This window comes from Pseudocolwellia sp. AS88, from assembly GCF_030551755.1.
Taxonomy (GTDB): Bacteria; Pseudomonadota; Gammaproteobacteria; order Enterobacterales; family Alteromonadaceae; genus Pseudocolwellia.
Genome location: NZ_JAUPEC010000004.1, coordinates 141233 through 162225, shown reverse-complemented (window position 1 = coordinate 162225; position 20993 = coordinate 141233). Strand labels below are relative to the sequence as shown.

Annotated in this window: 10 protein-coding genes; 4 read left to right on the top strand and 6 right to left on the bottom strand. The window is 38.3% G+C overall.

From position 1 onward, the window contains the following. Positions 1–81: 81 nt before the first annotated feature. Positions 82–13461, bottom strand: a complete 13380-nt coding sequence (locus tag Q5N69_RS04745) for a tandem-95 repeat protein (protein ID WP_304367707.1) — start codon at positions 13459–13461, stop codon at positions 82–84. Between the two features lie 431 nt (positions 13462–13892). Between Q5N69_RS04745 and Q5N69_RS04740 the strand changes: the two genes are divergently transcribed. Beyond that, on the top strand, positions 13893–14672 hold the full coding sequence (locus tag Q5N69_RS04740) for a spermidine synthase (RefSeq protein WP_304367706.1): 780 nt from the start codon (positions 13893–13895) through the stop codon (positions 14670–14672). On the opposite strand, the gene Q5N69_RS04735 is transcribed toward Q5N69_RS04740, so the two are convergent. Further along, positions 14669–14800 carry a hypothetical protein gene (locus tag Q5N69_RS04735; protein ID WP_304367705.1) on the bottom strand — a complete coding sequence of 44 codons (132 nt, stop codon included), beginning with the start codon at positions 14798–14800 and terminating at the stop codon, positions 14669–14671. The genes Q5N69_RS04740 and Q5N69_RS04735 overlap by 4 nt on opposite strands. Positions 14801–15202: 402 nt before the next feature. Here Q5N69_RS04735 and Q5N69_RS04730 point away from each other — a divergent pair, with 402 nt between their 5' ends. From Q5N69_RS04730 to Q5N69_RS04720, 3 genes are all read left to right on the top strand, one after another. Beyond that, entirely contained in the window at positions 15203–15550 is a 348-nt protein-coding gene (locus Q5N69_RS04730) for a rhodanese-like domain-containing protein (RefSeq protein WP_304367704.1), read from the top strand. A 78-nt stretch (positions 15551–15628) separates the two neighbouring features. Further along, a complete protein-coding gene (gene zntR, locus Q5N69_RS04725) occupies positions 15629–16045 on the top strand; it encodes a Zn(2+)-responsive transcriptional regulator (RefSeq protein ID WP_304367703.1) in 417 nt (138 codons plus the stop codon). After that, a complete protein-coding gene (locus Q5N69_RS04720; RefSeq protein ID WP_304367702.1) occupies positions 16029–17231 on the top strand; it encodes an SO_0444 family Cu/Zn efflux transporter in 1203 nt (400 codons plus the stop codon). The genes zntR and Q5N69_RS04720 overlap by 17 nt, the downstream gene beginning before the upstream one ends. Before the next feature lie 39 nt (positions 17232–17270). Here Q5N69_RS04720 and Q5N69_RS04715 read toward each other — a convergent pair whose 3' ends face one another. The 4 genes from Q5N69_RS04715 to Q5N69_RS04700 form a co-directional block, all read right to left on the bottom strand. Beyond that, on the bottom strand, positions 17271–18317 hold the full coding sequence (locus tag Q5N69_RS04715) for a WD40 repeat domain-containing protein (protein WP_304367701.1): 1047 nt from the start codon (positions 18315–18317) through the stop codon (positions 17271–17273). Positions 18318–18322: 5 nt separating this feature from the next. Continuing rightward, on the bottom strand, positions 18323–18787 hold the full coding sequence (locus Q5N69_RS04710) for a copper chaperone PCu(A)C (RefSeq protein WP_304367700.1): 465 nt from the start codon (positions 18785–18787) through the stop codon (positions 18323–18325). Positions 18788–18886: 99 nt separating this feature from the next. Further along, positions 18887–19444, bottom strand: coding sequence for a DUF6436 domain-containing protein (locus Q5N69_RS04705; RefSeq protein ID WP_304367699.1), 558 nt, complete (start codon positions 19442–19444; stop codon positions 18887–18889). Beyond that, positions 19428–20894 (bottom strand): methyl-accepting chemotaxis protein, encoded by a 1467-nt coding sequence (locus Q5N69_RS04700; protein WP_304367698.1) that lies wholly within the window; start codon positions 20892–20894, stop codon positions 19428–19430. Before Q5N69_RS04700 ends, Q5N69_RS04705 begins: the two co-directional genes overlap by 17 nt. Positions 20895–20993: the final 99 nt, after the last annotated feature.

The following is a 20993-nucleotide window of genomic DNA, read 5'->3' as shown; positions in this document are numbered from 1 at the left end:
TGGTATTACAGCATAGATGAGCAAATTAGCTCGCAATCAGGTGGCTCGTCTTTTAACGATAACCAAACTGCGAGCTATAACTTATCTGCTTTTATTCACTTTAAGTTGTCGACGCATAAGCATCATACTCATAAAGAATAGAATGGATAGATAACCTAAACTTCCGCCACTCTTTGATATTTTGAATTCAGTTTTATATTTCAAAATAATCGTCACGTTAACTGTACTTTCTGCGGTATTTCCGTAAGCGTCAGATATTTCGTAAGTGATAGTATCTGCTTCAGTAGGTTCTCTAGGCGGCGTGTAAACAATATGTTCATCTACAAATGTCACTGTACCTGCTAAGGCAGTTGCTGCAGTTACTTTAATGGTATCGTTATCAGCATCGCTATCATTTTCTAATACATTGATGGTAACAGCCTCCGGACTATTGATAGTGATCTCGTCACTATTCGCTATTGGCGCTTCATTAATTGTTACCACAATATAAGCTGCACCTGTTGCTGTTCCGCCGTTATTATCTGAAATTTCATAATTAACGGTTTCAATACCTTCGGTCCCACTTGATGGTGTAAATACAATCTCAGTGCTGGTGAATATTACACTGCCTGAAGATGCATTTGCTGCCGTAATGGTTAAGGTGTCATTTTCAGGATCGGTATCGTTAGCTAATACATCAAGGGTAATCGCTTGTACATCACTGGTTGCAGCGCTATCGTCATTAGCGGTAGGTGCTTGATTGACTACTACACTAAGTACAATAGTTGCTGTTGCTGTTCCACCTAAACTGTCCATCAACGTATAGGTGATATTTGTTGTTCCTATAAATGCTGAGTCTGCTAAATAAAGGACTTGGTTGTTTTCAATAGTAACAGTACCAAAATCAACATTAACATTCATCAGTGTCAAATCATGATCATCCGCATCGGTATCATTGTTTAGAGCGTCTATGAATATGGATGAATTGATACGTACAGTTGCTTCATCATCTAATGCTACAGGTAGTGTATTTTCTGCTAAGGGAGAAGCTACGCCGCTTGGATCGATAATAGTTCCGTTTGCCAATCCATCATCATCGTTTGGTCCACCATCTTCAATTAATAATTGAACACACCAGTTACCAGCTGTTAGTCCTTCAGTCCATAAATCACTACCCGGAGGAGGACAATAACCCATTAATCCTAGGGTTGAATAAACTTTATTTTTTTCATCACTTATAAAGTCATGCCAGTTAATAACGGGGTTATGCTTTCGATATACTGCAGAGCTTGGTATAGGCAACCTTTGCGGAACTACAACGCGATAGCTTTGACCTGCCTTAGGCAAGTTGTAGGCAATAAAGTCGAAAATACCACCTGTATGCAATGCTTCGGTATCTGTACCTAAGTTAGTATCAACTTCGCCTGTGTTAATAAGAGAGGCTTTTGAATCTACATTAGCTACCGTACCACCTATTCTTAAACAAGCACCCGCTTCACCTTCCATAAGGTAAGAGTTTAAATCAACAACCTTGGTATGTAGTATTTGACAGTCGTCGATGTTATCTAGGTAATTTGGAATGCCGTCGTTATCGTCATCAGAATGACCTTCTAAATTGTCAGGTATTGAGTCACCATCAGAGTCTATATCGCTAAGACTCGGCAATTCATCGGTTATCTCTAAGTAAACTGTTTCAGTAACTGATAATGCAGGTGTACCGCTGTCTATTATTGTAGCTTCTACTGTATACATACCTACATCTAATAACGCTGGATTGAAGCTAAATAAGGTATCTTCAATACTGGTATTAACAATAGTAGATGACCAAGTGGTAGTGTGTGTATCTTGACTATTATCATCAGTAATTGTGGCTTGAATTAATGCCTCTTCTCCACTTTTAATAATAATAAAACGTTTCTCACCTGATTGAGTAACAAGCAGGTCTACTTCTGGTGTTAAATTGCTTTCAGTTACCGTCAATATTTGTGTGGTTTTACTACCGCGATTAATCGCTTCGCCTAATGAAATAATAATGCTTTCATCTTCTTCAGCATTTGCATCATCAAAGATGCTAAAGCTAATTGAAGCTTGGCGTCCACTAGTAAATGTAATCTCACCAGAGGTTAAGTTGTGATCATTACTATTTGCTGTACCAGATACAGAATAAGGTACTGTTAATGGATAGTCTGGAGAGTCACCATTTAAGTAAACTGTAGTGATAATAGTTTTCCCTTCAAGGATACTCTTGTCTTGTCCAAGGTTGATTAATGGATGAACTTTAACCGTTTGTGCTTTGATGACGAAGTTACCTTCGCTGTCTTCTGCTCGCCAATAAACTTTATTGTTACCAGGAGGGAAGAGAGTTCCGCCGTTAAGTATTTCAACAGCAAGCTGGTTACCTCTGCTATCAAAGGCTTCAGCTGTACCTATGTCTAACCAAGTAAATAGTGCCGTCGCATCGGTTTCTATATCATCAGGCAATATGAGTTGAGGCGTATCGTCTGTCTCTTCTGGTGAGATGGCGATAGACACTTCTGCCGTAGCTTCTGCACCTGAGGCATCTTCAATGGTATATTGGATGGTCGATGGTGTTTGAGCTGCGCTATTTTGGTAGGTTAAACCATTTTCATTGATGCTAACGCTACCTATGTTTGTGGTAGCCCTCACTAGTGTTATTGAGTCATCTAAATCTTCATCATAATCATTTTCTAATACATTCAGCGAATAACTTCCTGATGCGTTTTGCGTCAATAAATAACTGTCGTTAATCGCAATTGGGGCATCGTTTACATTACTTACAACGAGAGAGAAATCAGGTAAAGATGCTTGATTAGTGCCATCTGAGACTGTGATTTGAATATTACTAAAGGTGCCAACATCGGCGTTTGTTGGTGTGCCAGTTAATCTACCTGTAGTTGTATCAAAAACTGCCCAGCTAGGTTTGTTCTCAATACTAAAGGTGAATATTACATTGCCATCATCGCTCGTAACACTAGGTGTGAAACTATAGGTTTCGTCTTCATTAATCGAGCCAGTAGGTACACCTGAAATAACAGGTACATCAGCTACAGCAGTAACGGTAATCGCTACAGTCGCGGTATTAGAAGTGTCGTTACTATTGTCTTTAACGTTATAAGAGAAAGTATCGCTACCATTAAAGTTTGCATTTGGCGTGTAAGTAATCGCACCTGTGGTCATATTAACGCTGATAATACCGTCTGATGGCATAGCTACTATGCTGACAGAGTTGGTGTTTAGTGTGCCATCGCTGTCGCTATCATTGGCTAAAACATTAATAATGATTGACGAATCTTCTTGTACATTGGCACTGTCATCTCCTGCAGTAGGTGCAACATTCGCTGGACCTGCTACAAAAGTAACCGTAACACTTACCGTCGCAGGGTTTGATGTGGCTCCTGTGCTGTCTTTAATTGTGTAGCTAAACGTATCAACCCCAGAGAATGCGCCACTAGGCGTGTAATCTATATTGTTGGTTGTTGTGTTTAGTACAGCTGTTCCGTTTGAAGCAGCACCTACAATAACGATAGTGGCAGGATTCAGGCTATCACCTACATCTCGGTCGGTATCGTTAGCAGCAACATCAATTGAAACTAAAGTATTCATAGGTGTAGATGCTGTATCAGACTGCGCAACAGGTGCATCGTTCTGAGCATATATGGTGACTGTAACTGATGCAGGCTCAGATACTTGACCTTGATCATCTTCAACAGTATACGAGAAAACGTCCGTTCCACTTACATCTGGATTAGGAGTGTAAGTTATTGTTCCGGTAGGTATATTTATCGAAACATTGCCATTAGTAGGTAGACTTATTACCGATACACTGGTTTTATTAACCGTGCCATCTGCGTCACTATCATTAGCTAATACATCAATAATAACCGTAATATCTTCGTTGGTTGATGCAATATCGTTGGCTGTATTGGGTGCATCGTTTTGTGGTGTTACTACTAAAGTAAATACGAAGTTATCACCCGAATTATTATTCGCATTACCTAATGAATCTGATAGTGAAAAAGCAAAGCTATCGCTTGTTGATTCACCTCCATCGTGAGTATAAGTTATCACTCCATTATCTATGTCAGCTTGTGTAAATGTGTCATTTACTAGCAGGCTTACTGTGTTTTTACTTAAAGTACCATTACTTGGCGCTCCCAATAAGGTGTAAGTAATATCAGCTGCGCTATCGTTATTATCAGAGCTAGTTAAATAAGTACCTGAAATGACAGTATCTGCTGAACCTTCGTCCAAAGTGATTTCAGAAATAGAAACCGAAGGTGCTATCGCATCAATAGTGAAAGCCGTTAATGTTAACTCTGTTGTATTACCTGCAGCATCGGTAACGGTTACCGTACAATCAGAATAATCACCTGAGGTTAATGGCGTAAAGCCATCGGTACTCGTTAATGTGATTGTTGTATTACCTGAAGAGATTGAACCAACATCGCTACTACCACAAGCACCACCTACCGTAAGATTCCCTGCTTCAGAGCTAGAGAAAGTAAATGCTGGCGTAGCATTCATGGTTGGAGAAACCACCGCTGTCACTTCAGTTAACACAGGTGCATCGCCATCAGCAAGTACGCCCGTTAATGTTGGTATATTGTTGAGACTGGTATTAATCGCGTTACCTAATGCATCAGCTAAAGTACCTGAATTCACATCTAAGGTTGTGCTTAATGCCAGACCATCTGAATCAATATCACCAGCAACAAGTCTATAGGTAAAGGTTAGGGCATCAGATCCCGAGCCAGAAACATAATCTACATAACGAGTGGTTGCGCCAATTGTGATTGTTAATCTTGGTATTCCGCCTGCGGTATTAACTACAATCGCTTCATCAAAATTCACGGTAAAGGTTAAGTCATCACCTATTGCATAGGTACCATTTGTTGGAGCAGAAACAGAAGTGACAATTGGTCCTATATCATCAGTAATAATTGAACCTAAGCCATTATTCACAGGAGATGAGGTACTACTCATTTCAGTGCCTGCCGCTAAAGTTAAATTAGTATATCCGTCAATATTAAGTAACAGAGTATCGCCATGAGTTAAGCCTGTTGGGTCGTTATAGTAAGCATTAACCGTAAGGATTTCACTACTACCATCAGCAATAGAAAGTGCTGGCGTATCAAAGGTTACTGTACTGTCATTCGTATTATAAACACCGATAACATTGTCTACATTCGCGTTTGGATCATTACTGTTTAAGTGCCATGTGATTTTAGCTATATCTGTGTCACTAATAGAACCCGCAACATTGACGGCTACATGAGAAACCACCATAGGAGTTCCGTCACCTGTTCCACCATCGGTAATAGTAAAGTCAAATAAGTCTACAGCGTTAGCATCGGTGTTAGCTGATAAAGGCAGATTTACGGGTTCAGAAACGTCTGGAGCCGATGTTAAGGTACCGTCACTGTCTATTGGTGCACTGGTAACTGATACGTTTAAGGTTTGTGATGTAGATGTTCCACCGTCACCATCTTCAAGTATCAAACTAAGAGTACGAGTACCTGTTGTTACTGTTCCTGCCGTATTAACGTAAGTTATTGCTCTAACAAGATCTTGCACATTAGCTAATGTCGCATCTGTGTTAAACCCGATAACTAAATTACTGCCAGTGACTAATTCTTCCGTTAACGTACCAACAAGAATGCTGTTAATAGTTACAGAACTACCTGCTGCTGAACCGTCGAGTATCACGTTTATATCAAAACCTAATAGATCTTCAGAAGCTTGTTTACCTGTTGTAATAGCAACATTCAAACTACCGCCATCAAAGTCTGCTGAATCAGCATCTGAAATGAGTGCGAAGGCTGGATGATCTAACAGTTGAGCTGCATCTCCTTGTACATAATTTAAAGTATCGTCATTTAAATGAAGTACGCTTGGTGCATCATTTTGTGGTGTTACGGTTACCGTAAAGGTTAAGTTTGAACCATTGTCATCATTCACATTACCTACAGCATCAGACACTGTAAAAGTAAAGATATCTGAAGTTGACTCATTACCATCATGAGAATACGTGATATCACTATTTTCAATATCAGTTTGAGTAAAGGTATCGTCTGAATTGAGTTCAACACCCGCATTACTTAACGTACCGTTGCTTGGTGCTGCAACTAGCGTGTAAGTAATATCAGGTGCACTTGCATTATTATCTGAACTCGTTAAGTAAGTGTCTGAAATTACAGTATCTGTAGAGCCTTCGTCTAAAGTAATGTCAGCAACACTTACCGTAGGTGCTGTCGCATCAATAGTGAAAGCCGTTAATGTTAACTCTGTTGTATTACCTGCAGCATCGGTAACGGTTACCGTACAATCAGAATAAGCACCTGAGGTTAATGGCGTAAAGCCATCGGTACTTGTTAGGGTGATTGTTGTATTACCTGAAGAGATTGAGCCTACATCGGTACTACCACAAGCACCACCTACCGTAAGATTTCCTGCTTCAGAGCTAGAGAAAGTGAACGACGGCGTAGCATCCATAGTCGGAGAAACAACAGCTGTTACTTCAGCTAATACAGGAGCACTACCATCAGAAAGCACACCTGCAAGTGTTGGTATATTATTAAGGTTAGTATTTATCGCGTTACCTAATGCGTCTAATAAGGTACCAGAGTTGATATCTAAGTTTGTGCTTAATACCAAACCATCGTTATCAATATCACCTGCAACAAGCGTATAGGTAAAGGTAAGGGCATTGGTGCCTGTGCCTGATACATAATCTACATAACGAACAGTTTCCCCAATTGTAATTGCTAATCTTGGTGTTCCGCCTGCAGTATTAACCACAACCGCTTCATCAAAATTCACGACAAAAGTTAAGGCATCACCTATGGCATAGGTATCGTCTGCTGGAACAGAAACCGAAGTAACCGCTGGGCCAACATCATCAGTAATAATTGAACCTAAGCCATTGGTTACAGGAGATGGAATACTGCTCATTTCACTGCCTGCGGCTAAGGTCAAATCTGTATAGCCGTTAATACTAAGTAATAGTGTATTGCCATGAGTTAAGCCTGTTGGGTCGTTATAATAAGCATTAACTGTAAGTACTTCACTGTTACCATCAGCAATAGAAAGTGCTGGCGTATCAAAGGTTACTGTATCGTCAATGGCATTATAAACACCGATAACATTGCCTACATCCGTGTTAGGGGCATTGCTGTTTAAGCGCCATGTAATTTTGGCTCTATCTGTATCATTTGCGGTACCTGAAACATTGATAGCAACATGAGAAACTACTGTAGGTGTTCCGTCACTGGTGCCGCCATCGGTAATAGTAAAGTCAAATATGTCTACAGCTTCAGCAATAGTGTTAGCTGATAAAGGTAGAGCTACAGGTTCAGAAACGCCTGAAGCCGATGTTAAGGTACCGTCACTGTCAATTGGTGCGTTAGTAACCGAAATATTTAAAGTTTGCGGTAGTGATGTACCACCATTACCATCGTTAAGGGTAAATGTCAGCGTACGTGTGCCAGCCGTTACTGTTGTAATTGAGGTATTAACGTAGGTTATTGCTCTAACAAGATCTTGCACATTTGCCAGGGTAGCATTCACATTAAAATCAATGTTCAGATCTGTACCTACCGCTAAATCTTGGTTTAATGTACCGATCACATCGCCGTTAATCGTTACTGAACTATCTGCTAAAAACCCGCCTAATGTCACATTTGTGTTTAAACCTAATAGATCTTCAGTTGCTTGCAGACCATCAGTAATAGAAACATCCAAACTACCATTATCAAAATGCAATGAATCAGCATCTGCAATGATTGCGAGCGTAGAGTGATCTAGCAGTTGAGCTGCATCTCCTTGCACATAATTTAAGGTGTCGCCATTTAAATGAAGTACGCTTGGAGCATCATTTTGTGGTGTAACGGCTACCGTAAAGGTTAAGTATGAACCACCGTCATTATTCACATTACCTACAGCATCAGATACTGTAAAAGTGAAAGTATCTGAAGTTGATTCACCACCATCATGAGAATAAGTGATATCACCATTATTAATATCCACTTGAGTGAAAGTATCTGTTGCACCGAGTTCGACACTGGCATTACTTAACGTACCATTGCTCGGTGCTGTAACTAGAGTGTAAGTAATGTCAGCTGCATCGCCGTTGTTATCTGTACTGGATAAATAAGTAGCTGAAATTACAGTATCTGTTGCACCTTCGTCCAAAGTAATTTCAGAAATGCTCACTACAGGAGCGATAGCATCAATAGTGAAAGCCGTTAATGTTAACTCTGTTGCATTACCTGCAGCATCAGTAACGGTTACCGTACAATCAGAATAATCACCTGAGGCTAATGGCGTAAAACCATCAGCTTGGGTTAACGTTATTGTTGTATTACCGGAAGAGACTGGACCAACATTGTTACTACCACATGAACCACCTACCGTAAGATTTCCTGCTTCAGAGCTAGAGAAAGTGAACGACGGCGTAGTGTCCATGGTTGGAGTTACTACAGCGGTTACTTCAGCTAAAACAGGCGAATCGCCATCTAATAATATAGCGCTTAAGTCATCGATATTATTAAGGCTAGTATTTACTACATTACCTAATGTATCAGCTAAGGTTGCTGAATTTACATCTAAGCTTGCGCTTAATACCAAACCATCAGAATCGATATCACCATCAACAAGTGTATAGTTGAATATAAGTGCATTGGTACCATCGCCTGATACATAATCTACATAGCGAACAGTTTCCCCAATTGTAATTGCTAATCTTGGTGTTCCGCCTACAGTATTAACCTCAACCACTTCATCAAAATTAACGGTGAAAGTTAAGATATCACCTATTGCATAGATATCGTCTGCTGGAGCAGAAACAGAAGTGACAATTGGACCAACATCATCAGTAATAACTGAACCTGAGCCATTGGTAACAGGAGATGAAGTACTGTTCATTTCACTGCCTGCCGCTAAAGTTAAATCTGTAGAACCGTCAACACTGAGTTGCAGTGTATTGCCATGAGTTAAGCCTGTTGAGTCGTTATAGTAAGCATTAACGGTAAGAATTTCACTGCTATCATCAGCAATAGAAAGTGTTGGCGTATCAAAGGTTATTGTATCGTCAATGGCATTATAAACACCGATAACATTATTTACATCCGTGTTAGGGGCATTGCTGTTTAAGCGCCATGTAATTTTGGCTTTATCTGTATCATTTGTTGTGCCTGAAACATTGATAGCAACATGAGAAATCACCGTAGGTGTACCGTCACTGGTGCCGCCATCGGTAATAGTAAAGTCAAATATATCTACAGCGGTAGCAACTGTGTTAGCTGATAAAGGAAGCGCTACGGGTTCAGAAACGCCTGAAGCCGATGTTAAAGTACCGTCACTGTCTATTGGTGCGCTGGTAACCGATACATTTATGGTTTGTGGTGTAGATGTTCCACCGTCGCCATCTTCTAGGGTGATGGTAATGGTGCGATTAAGAGGGCTCGGATCAATTGAATCTGTATTTACGTAAACTAGAGCACGTATAAGTAGTTGAATGTTGGCAATGTTTGCATCGGCATTTAAGTCAATCAATAAATCGTTATCTTCGGTAACATCATTAACAAGAGTACCGATTACAACAAGTCCGACTTTTACATTACTACCTGCAGTCAGGCCAACTAGGCTTACTGCTGCACTAGCATCAAGGCCCAAACCTAAGCTTAATTTATCTTCACTGCTGTCTTTATTGGTTGTTATTGAAACGGAAAGGCGACCAGTATCAAAATTAGGTGAATCGACATCAGCAACAAGAGTTAAACTGCCTTGATCAAGATATTGTGCTCCACTATTAAGTACATAATTTAATGTATCGTCATGAAGGTGAAGTAGGGTAGGTGCATCGTTTTGTGGTGTTATTGTTAGCTCAAAATTAAAGTTTAGAGTTGTATTATTATTCACATTGCCTACAGAATCAGACACGGTAAAAATAAAGCTATCTGAAGTTGATTCACCACCATTATGAGAATAAGTGATATCACCATTATCAATATCAGCTTGAGTAAAAGTATCGGCTAAACCTAGCTCGACACTCGTATTGCTTAACGTACCATTGATCGGCGCTGTAACCAGAGTGTAAGTAATATCAGCCGCACTAGCATTATCATCAGAACTACTTAAATTTGTATTGGTAATAACAACATCTGATGCTCCCTCAAGTAGAGTATTTGGTGCACTTACATCAACATTAGGTGCCGTTAAATCAATAGTGAAAGGGGTTAATGTTAAAATTGTTGCATTACCAGCAGCATCAGTAACCGTAACCGTACAATCTGAATAGGTTCCTGAAGCAAAAGCTGTGAGATTATTTGCTTGGGTTAATATGATTGTTGTATCACCTGAAGAGATTAAGCCTTCATTTAAGCTGCCACAAGCACCACCTACATCAAGAGTTCCTGCCTCATTGCTAGAAAAGGTAAATGCTGGCGTAGTATCCATAGTCAGAGAAACCACAGCTGTTACTTCAGCTAATACAGGAGCACTACCATCAGAAAGCACGCCCGTTAGTGTTGGTATATTATTGAGAGTTGTATTAATCCCATTACCTGCGGCATCTAATAAAGTACCTGAGTTCAAATCTAAGGTTGTGTTTAATACTAATCCATCGTTATCGATATCACCTGCAACAAGTGTGTAGGTAAAAACAAGAGCAGTGCTACCATCGCCTGAAACATAATCTATATAACGAGTGTTTTCGCCGATTGTGATTGCTAACCTTGGTGTTCCAGCTGTTATATCAACGTTAACCGCTTCATCAAAATTCACCGTAAAAGATAGAATATCGCCAATTGCATAAGTACCGTTGGCAGGAGCTAAAACTGAAGTAACGGTTGGACTAACATCATCAGTGATAAGGGATCCAGAACCATTGGTAACAGGAGTCGAATTCCCATCCATTGTACTGCCTACGGCTAAGGTTAAGTCAGTGTCGCCATCAATGCTGAGTTGCAGTGTATTGCCATGAGTTAAGCCTGTTGGGTCGTTATAGTAAGCATTAACGGTAAGAATTTCACTGCTGCCATTAGCAATAGAAAGGGCAGGTGTTAAGAAAGTTATTGTATTGTTTGATGAACTATAAACGCCCGCTACATTTTCTACGTCAGTATTTGGAGTGTTGCTGTTTAGGCGCCATGTGATTTTAGCTAGATCTGTTTCACTGATGGTACCAGCTACATTCACCACAACTTGAGAAACCACCATAGGTGTGCTGTCAGAGCTGCCGCCATCAGTAATTGTAAAGTCAAATATATCGACTGCTTCGCCAATTGAGTCAGCTGACAAAGGAAGAGCTACAGGCTCAAGAACAACTGCCGCAGCGGTTAACGCACCATCGTTATCATACGTTGGAGCAGCAAGGTTTACTGTTAATAGCTGCGCTGTAGATGTTCCACCGTCGCCATCATTAAGCGTAATGGCAATGGTACGGCTAAGAAGGCTCGGATCAACAATATCTGTATTTACGTAAACTAAAGCTCGTATAAGTAGTTGAATATTTAAGATGGTTGCATCGGCATTTAAGTTAATGAGTAAATCATTACCTTCAATAATCTTATTAGCGAGTGTACCTACAACAAGAGCACCGACACTCACTTCACTGCCAACAGTTAAACCCGCTACACTGACCAATGCGCTAACATCAACACCTGCACCTAAGCTTAAAATATCTTCACTGTTGTCTTTATTGTTGGTAATTGAAACTGAAAGGTAACCATCAAGAAAGTTAAGAGAATCGACATCAGCCACTAGGGTTAAGTCACCTTGGTCAAGATATTGTGCTTCGCTACCGAGTACGTAACTTAATATATCTGTATCTAAATTAGTGAGTGTTGGCGCATCATTTTGCGACGCAACCGTTATGCTTACATCGCTAACATTTGAAGTTTCGCCATCAGTATCAGTTAAGGTAACACTAACAACTCTTACTCCTGCTGTCGGAGTATCTGTATTGATATTTTCGTAGGCTAACCCTTGTAGTAATATTTGTAATAACGCAGGAGTAGCAAATTCATTTAAGGTAAAAGATAAAGCATTGCCCGGTAAAATTTCGTTTACCAATTCACCAATAATGACTCCACTTACGGTTAAAGCACCACCAACGAGATTATTAGCTAGTGAAACCACTCCTGTATCAATGGTTAATGTATCTTCTGTAGATATAAGCCCTGACGTTATTTCTGCTGTTAATGTACCGCCTGTGTATGCGCCAGTTAATAAACCTGGGTCAGTAAGTAATGCCGCAACACCTTGATCTATCTTTTGAACGCCACTGCCTTCGGTATAGGTAAAAGCATCGCCATCTAAATTTGAAATGCTAGGTAAGCTAACAACATTAGCTATTGAGATATGGGATAAAGCCAATAATTTAAGTATTGCACCGTCACTAGATTCGATAGTTATTTTAGTTATACCTTCCCAATTAGCGCCTGAAAAAGCGAGAGTAACACCCAGATCGAGAAGATTAAATGTATCACTAACGAAAGCGGTGCCTGCCACAACACCTTTATAAGGAGTAATACGAACTTGGTGATCTATTGGGAACAGAGGAACTCCATCTAAATTCAACATGACAAGGCTTGTTAAATCAAACGTTTCACCGCTATCTAAATAAATATCGACACTGGTGTGTGTTGATATAGCACTTGCTAATAAAACATGACCTAGTACAGCCTGTATATCTAATAAGCCATCACCTGAAGATTCAATTTTTAACACATGGTCGGTGCCACCGATGCTGACATCAATAACTGGACCAGTAAAAAGAGGTAAAGCTGTTAAATCTAAAGTTGCACCAAAAGCTAGAACAGAATCAAAATCCTGCATCGTTGAAGCAGTAAATAAGGGGGATGTATTAATATCACCTTTGTGAACTTCTAACTGCCAATCTCCACCTTGTAACGCCGAACCTGTTGGGTTGTTTGAAGCAGCAACGTCTACATTGGCTTGTTGAGAAATAAAGTCTAAAAGTGCATTACCTTTTTCTGTTTTTGCTAAATCACAACCATAAAATAATACATCGGCGTTGGCCGTCAGTGCATGATTCATTGTTGATAATAACGTGATTTTTTCAGACAAGGCTTGTTGGGTAATTTGGCTATCGCCGAAATATAAAACACCATCATCAGCATGAGAAATTAGATGGAGAGCTGAGAGGTTTTTATATTTATTAAGAGTGCTTTCTAGTTGTTTGAAGCCACTTTGAGATGAGTTTATTTCAACAACGTCTGTTCCTGCTTTTAGGTGTTGAAAAAACAAATGTTTATTAGGCACTGCAGCATCAATAATAACTAGTTCATTAACTAAAGAATTTTGTTCTTTAGTTAAGACTTTGTTTGTTTTATTTTTATCAGATGCCGCTATAGCTTGTTCTTCTGGAGATTTTGCTAAAGAAGAAGTGCAAATAGGTAACAGCATACAAACTAAAATACCTAGAACATGTTTATGCATGTTTGAGATTTCCTTTTTTATTATTAACTTCCTTTAACTTACGTAACTGCTTTTATTGTAATTATTATTTATAGGTAATATTAAAAGGGGACAGACGTTAATAATAAGAATAGCAGTTATTTTTTTTGTCGCTGAAAAATTGGATATTTTATATAAATAGCCTTTTTGTTAGCTTTAAAGAGAAAATAAAAACAAGTAAAAGATATATAAATTAGTTAGATGCAGTAACTTTTTTTTATACATATTGTTTACAAAACTTATGAGCAGAACTTGAATTAAATGACGTCGTAGAGGACTAAAATACAATGGTAAAAACGAAAGCTTACATTAAATTATGTGATCATTTACTCCTATAAGAGCTAAGTTTGTTAATATTAAGTTTAGTTGCGCTTAACAGTATTTTTGATGGGTTATAGGTTTTATATATTTTTATGGATTTTAAAAAATTATTAACAAAGAAACATAGTTTAGTGCATCAGCAAGATGTAAATGGCAGTGTGTTAAATGTTAAAGAAACTACAGATTACCGATGGTTTGAATACGGTGGCGAGGTTGTGCAATCGTTAATGTGTAAAGCCACGCCGGAGCATATATTAACGCCGATATCTCAATCGTTATTAGTGTTTTTATTATGGAAGAATCGACCACTTAAAGTCTTAAACTTAGGATTAGGCGGAGCTTCGCTAGAGCGTGCTTTGGCAACTATTCCTAGTGTTATAATTACCTCGGTTGAATCATCTCAAGCTGTTATTGATATGGCGAAACGTTATTTTAATTTACCTAAAAAAGTCCATGTAGTTTGTCAAAAAGCTGAAGACTTTATTCAACAACCTCATAATGAAACATATACAAAATATGATGTGGTGTTATGTGATTTGTTTTTAGAAGAAAAAAGCCCTGAATTTTTGTTTACCCAAGATTTCTATTTTCACCTTAACAATATTACCAACGATAAAGCTGTGGTTATGATTAACCTTCAGGCGGAGTCAGATGAGCAACTGTTAACCGCGTTAATCGGTATTAAACAACATTTCCCGTATATCGCTCTAATTGAATTTGATGATTATAAAAATATTGTGCTGATTTGTAGTTTAGCTGAAATACCTAACAGGAATATCTTGAATGAACAGCTTAAAAACTTTGATCAAATAAACTTCACTGAGCTAAATAAAGTGATTAAGAAAATTCGTTACATTCCATACAGTGGCTAATTTGAAATGGCCATATCAAAACAGATGAGCATAAGATGAGTTCTTCTGTAGCCATGAGGTTGCTGACAAATATCTTGTAGAAAGAAAATGTCGTAGCAAATCCCCATACGTGCCAAACGGTCTGGCATTAAAATATATTCAGCTAAAGCGATAACAACAAAAGTGAATTTTGTCTTTCTATCTAATGCAGGGCTTAATGAAATAACGGGCTTTTCTCTTCACCTTCTAAATGTATTTCACACAGGTTTTTTGATTTCAGGCCTTAGAGTTGGTTACCCCTAAAGCCTCACAAAAGGCTTTAATATCGACGTGGTCTTCGCGGATACAGCTTTCTATTAATTTTCAACAAGGGATGGCAGCATAAAATCTCAAAATGAATATACTTTAAATAATAGAAAACTAATGGAATATTTAACCTGGATTTTCTTAGATATTCATTATAACTGAAGTTTGAAACTCGTGTATTTATAATGCATATCGCTAAATTAGGTTTACACTCAATTATCATCTTTATTTAAAAGGACATTAACATGCTTAAAACTATCCCTACATTAGTTACTGAAATAAAAAACAAGGTTAAAATTACTACCGCTATCAATGCTTTTAATGACACTAAGCAAAATAATGGGGTTGTTATTGATGTGAGAGAACCGAGTGAAGTTGTCGAGAATATCATCGAAGGGACAATCAATATTCCACGTGGTTTATTAGAGATGAAAATGCTTCAGCTCTATCCAAATGCTGAACTTCCCATTTATATTCATTGTGCTTCAGGCGTTAGGGCTATGTTCGCTGCGGAACAACTTCAGCGTGTTGGTTATAAAAATGTGAAAGCCATAACCTGTAATATTGATGAAATTAAAAAGATTAAAGATTAAAAAATAATTGACCTTGGACCTAACTCTAAGGTGTAAAGTAAGGCTAGAATAAATTTAAAGAGTGATGTTGAGTAGGTTATGTATCAAATAGGTGAATTAGCAAAAAAGCTGTCGGTAACTACAGATACTTTACGATATTACGAAAAGCACGGTTTGTTAAAACCAAGTGCTCGTTCTGCAACGGGTTATCGATTGTATAACGACAGTAATTTGCGTAGCTTGCAGTTTATTATTAGTGCTAAAAAGTGTGGTTTTACGTTAAAAGATATCCAAGAGTTATTGTCTATTCAGGTAGATAAAGGTAGCCACAGTTGTCACGACGTTAAATCATTTACCGAACATAAATTACAACAAGTTGACGAAAAAATAAGTGAACTGATAGCAATACAATCATCTTTAAAAAAACTGATACAAGCATGTGATGGTGGCGACAAAAGCGCGGCTAACTGCTCTATTTTGACAACTTTGGAGGACGACGATGGAATTACTCACTAATTTTGGTCAACTGTTTTTAATATCAGCTCCATGGTTATTGTTGGGGTTATTCATTGCAGGCTTAATTAATGTTTATTTGCCTAAAAACTTTTTAAATAAACATTTAGGCGAAGAAGGCTTTTTAACTACCGTTAAAGCAGCATTAATAGGTGCGCCTATGCCATTATGCTCGTGTGGTGTTATACCTGCGGCATTAGGGTTAAGACGAGCGGGAGCATCGAAAAGTGCAACCACGGCCTTTCTTGTTTCTACACCTGAAACAGGCGTAGATTCCATTACCATATCCTATGTTTTACTTGGTCCATTTATGGCGATCATAAGACCTATAGCGGCAATAAGTAGTGCTATAGTGGCGGGTGTATTAGTAGGTAGTGAGAAGAAACCAACTGAAGTTACTGCTGAATCTTTACCTGAAAAAAACACTCAAGCAGTAACAAGTGCCTGTTGCAGTACCAAAGCAAAAGTAGAAGCTGTTAAAACTTCATGTTGTAGTACAAAAACTGAAGCTGAACCTGCTGTGAAATCTTGCTGTGCTAAAACACCAGAGCCAGTTAAAAAGTCTTGTTGCGCTAAAACAGATGCAAATACTGCCAATGCAGGTACTACAAATCAAAGTCATTGGGCTAAGTTTAGTCAAGCTGTTGCCTATAGCAGTACTTCGTTATTAGCTGATACAGCAAAATGGTTACTCATTGGTTTATTTTTTGCTGCTTTAGTACAAACCTATGTTCCTGAAAACTTCTTTCTGCAGTGGGGTAACGGTATTCTTGCTATGGTTGTTGTGATTTTAGTGAGTATTCCAATGTATATATGTGCAACGGCATCAACACCTATTGCTGCTGGCTTATTACTATCAGGTGTATCGCCAGGTGCAGTGCTTGTGTTCATGTTAGCGGGTCCTGCAACTAATGTTGCTACCTTAGGTATAGTGGCAAAAGAATTAGGTAGAAGAGCGATTGTAGCTTACTTAGTTGGTGTGATTGGTGTTGCGGTATTGTTTGGTTTATTAACCGATTACCTTGTTGAACATTACGGTATTGTGGTTGCCCCTATGTTAGGTGAGCATCACGAAATATTACCTCAATGGTTTATGTATATGACATCATTTGTTTTAGCTGGATTACTATTAAGGTTAGTGTGGAAGCATTTTTCACAGCCTAAACATGTTCATGCTGAAAGTGTTTAATTGTTCTTGCTAAACTTATAAATCGGCTAAAAGTAAAAGTTAAGGCTGATTAATAATAGAAGGCGACGGTAACTGCCACTCTTCTAAAATACCGTCGCTGGTAATACTTAATATCGAATTTCCTTTAAAGGCAACACTTAACACTGAAGCTCGTTTTTTAAGATGAGTTGCTTGCCATTCTGCAATAAGTTTTCCATCGATTAGTCGCCATAGTTGGATAGTCTGTTTAGGTGAGCCTGTGAGTAATAAGCTATTGTCAGCTGAAATTTCTGAATCGTTAAACACCATAAAGCGCACATGAGAATCAAGCTCTGAAATTAACTCGCCTGTTTGTAAATTCCATATATTTTTATCTTTGATCCCATCAATTGAAAAGCCAATACTTTGATCTGCACTTAATGCCACATGATTAACGCGTGACATGTGATTAAAGCTATAAATTGTTTCGCCAGTAATAACATCCCAGTATTTTGCTGTTTTATCGCTAGAGCCTGTAAAAGCCGTTAAACCATCGTCTGACATACTCACAGAATTAATATCTAGCTTATGCTTTTGGTAAGTCGCCATCACCTTGGTAAACGGGTTGATAACACTTACTTTTCCGCTTCTAAACCCTAGTAAGATGACGTCAGAGTCTTTTGATAGAGCAATGTCTGTAATAATGTGATCTGGTAACGACCATTCTCCAACAAGTAAGCCACTTTGTATTGAATATAAGCGCACCGAAACACGGTTAGATGTAATAAAGTATTGATTGTTTTTGGCGACTTTCACAATTTCTATATATTTTCTCGCTTCGCCTGTTAAGCATGGTAATTGTGGATTTTGAGTTAGATTATTCCACAAGCAAACCCGCTCTTCGTCGACAGTTAAGGTATATTTTCCATCATAAGAAATATCAGACGTTTCAACTAATGAGTCGGTTTGAGGGAAAGAAGAGGTTGGGCTAGAAGTATGCACATCTGTCATATCACAGCTAGTAAGCAGTAAAATCGTTAGCGAGGTAACGATAACTCTTACTTTGACTTTTAGCTGAGAGACACCCGTTGAATTAAAGTGAAACGGGTATAAACGCGATAGCTGCATACGGTTTACTTTTTACGTATTGGAAAATTCATTTGTACAACACCAGCGCGTTCAAATTCAAAGTTGATCACTAGCGTTTCGTTTTCAATTAACGGACTTTTTATGCCCATCATCATGAGGTGATAACCACCAGGTTGTAATATAAGTTTTCCGTTAGGCGGTATGCGAGTGTTTTTAGCCTCTAACATTTTAAATACACCATCCACCTGCTTGGTTTGATGTACTTCTATGGTATTGATTGCAGGGCTCCATACCCTGATTAACTTGTCAGCAACGGTGCTAGCGTTATGTATTTCAACATAACCTGCGGTATGCATAACCATAGGTGGCATTGCTCTTACCCAAGGTGCATTAAATGAAATATGCTCGTTTGATTTCGTAGTTTCAGCGAATGTAAACTGACTCGACATAATAATAAAAAGTGTAAATAGCGATATGAGAGATTTTGATAATTTTTTATAAATAAACATTATTTCATCCTTGTCGACGGGGATTTAAAATTTCGATGTTAAAGTGTGCCATTAACAATAGGTCTTTAATACCTTTTAATTATAGCGTCGTCACCTTAGTTATATATTACAGTAACAGCCTTCGGTTGTTGTCATGATAAGTTTTGCGTTAAAGCCTTTCTTATAGTTAGACATAACTAAATCAATGATGCCTTCACCACTACCACACGACAAACCTTCAGAATAAGGGCCAAAATAGATAAGCTCGCTGTTATCATCTAAAGCTAATACGGCTGGAGTAGAAGGAATAACACCTGAAAAACCATCAGGAATTACAACATTGATAACTGACATGTTTTCTCTTTCTGCTGTCATTTTTACATCAGATAAGTGCGTACTACTGGTTTGATTACATCGGCAGTTTTCACTAACAAAGTTAACTAGGGTATTTGATAAATCAGCAGACAATTCAAAGTCACTCTTTATTTTATTAACTAAAGCATATTGCGACATATTGTTGAGCTTTTGATTAGGGTCGAAGGGTACTAAACGATCTGTAATAAAATATGCTGCAGCGACAAGAGTAAAAGCTAACCACACAAATACAATAATATATAAGTGTAGCGGGGCACTGCTTTTACTTTTGCTCTCTGAATATGTTTTATTTGAAGTTTGCAACACTTTCGCCCATCGCATCTGATGTTGATTGAATTCTTACAGCTTCATCAACCAACATAATAATTTTTTGTGCATCTAGAGCACCCATTTCACGTAAGTTTTTAGTACTTTGTGAAATACTATCCGTTGTTTTCGACTGCTCTTCAACAGCTGCTGCAACATCAACAGCAACAGCACTTGATTCTGATACTAACGCTGAAGCTTGATAAATAATATTAGAAGCTTCATCAGTTCGACTGATAATTTCGTTGATCACGTTAATATTTACTTCCATTGATTCAGTTGAGCGTTTTGAATAACCAGATAACTGATTAACAGTATCTGAAATTTTATTCGTACTGTCTTTTGTTCTTGTCGCTAATGCTCTAACTTCGTCTGCTACAACCGCAAAACCACGACCATGTTCACCGGCTCTGGCTGCTTCAATTGCAGCGTTTAATGCTAATAAATTTGTTTGATCAGCGATGCTAGTAATTTCAGATAATACGGTCGCAATAGCAACACTTGAATTAGCCAGTTCACTAATTTCATTACTTGTTTGTTGTAATGATGAGGTTAGCTCAGAATTTTGTTTATTTACAGTCGATATTTGCTCGTTGGCATTTTGCGTAAGCTGGTTTGCTTCAAGCATTTTGTCGCTAAGTTGTGATGCGCTTTCGGCAATTGATGCCACGTTAACAACCATATGCTCAATAGAGTCTGTGATGATTTCTGTTTCTTGTTGGCGCTGGTTAACGGAGGTTTCTAATTCATCTTTCGTTGTATTTAGTGCATTAGCGTTATGTTCTAAATCGTTAGAGATGCTCTTAACTTGTGTAACCATGGTGCTGAATAATGACAATAAGCGATTGAAGTTAGATAATATAGGATTCGAATTCTCGATAGCACGTACATGTACATCAATTGCATTTTCATCTGTCATAATGTTTTCTGATACTTGAGATAACTGATTACCTAAATAACTTTCGTCTTTTAAAAGTTTAGCTACATAACCGGCAACAACCCCTTCCGTTATGGCATAGGCAGCATGAATCAGGATAGTGGCAAAAATAAGGTTTCCTGGAGTGAAAACATAAACCCCCATATCAGCTGATTGCATAAAATAAAAAGATAAATGGTGCACAATTATTAAGGTTACTGCGGTAACAAATACTTTCCAGTCACTAAATACAATTAAGAATGCCATTAAAATAAACACTTCAAAATGTACTTCTATCAACCCGTTAGTTTGATGAATATGCAAACAAGCAAAGATCATGGTGGCAAGTGCCGCTGTATGTCTTGTTAAAGCAGAGTTAGGAGCTTGGTTAAACATAAATAATGGAATGAGTAGCGTAGGCAAGCCGATCACAAGTGCTTCAATGTAAGTGTCGTGTAATATTGCTAGCGCTATTGATTCTATAAATAAAATCACAAGTAAACAGGTGAATAGATTCGTTATTTTCTGCATTTCTTATTTTCCTAATAAAGGCACATTCAGGCCTGTTTAAGTCATTGTTATATCGAAAGTAAGGGTGTGATGTTAGCACTTAATGTTCTAAAGATAATT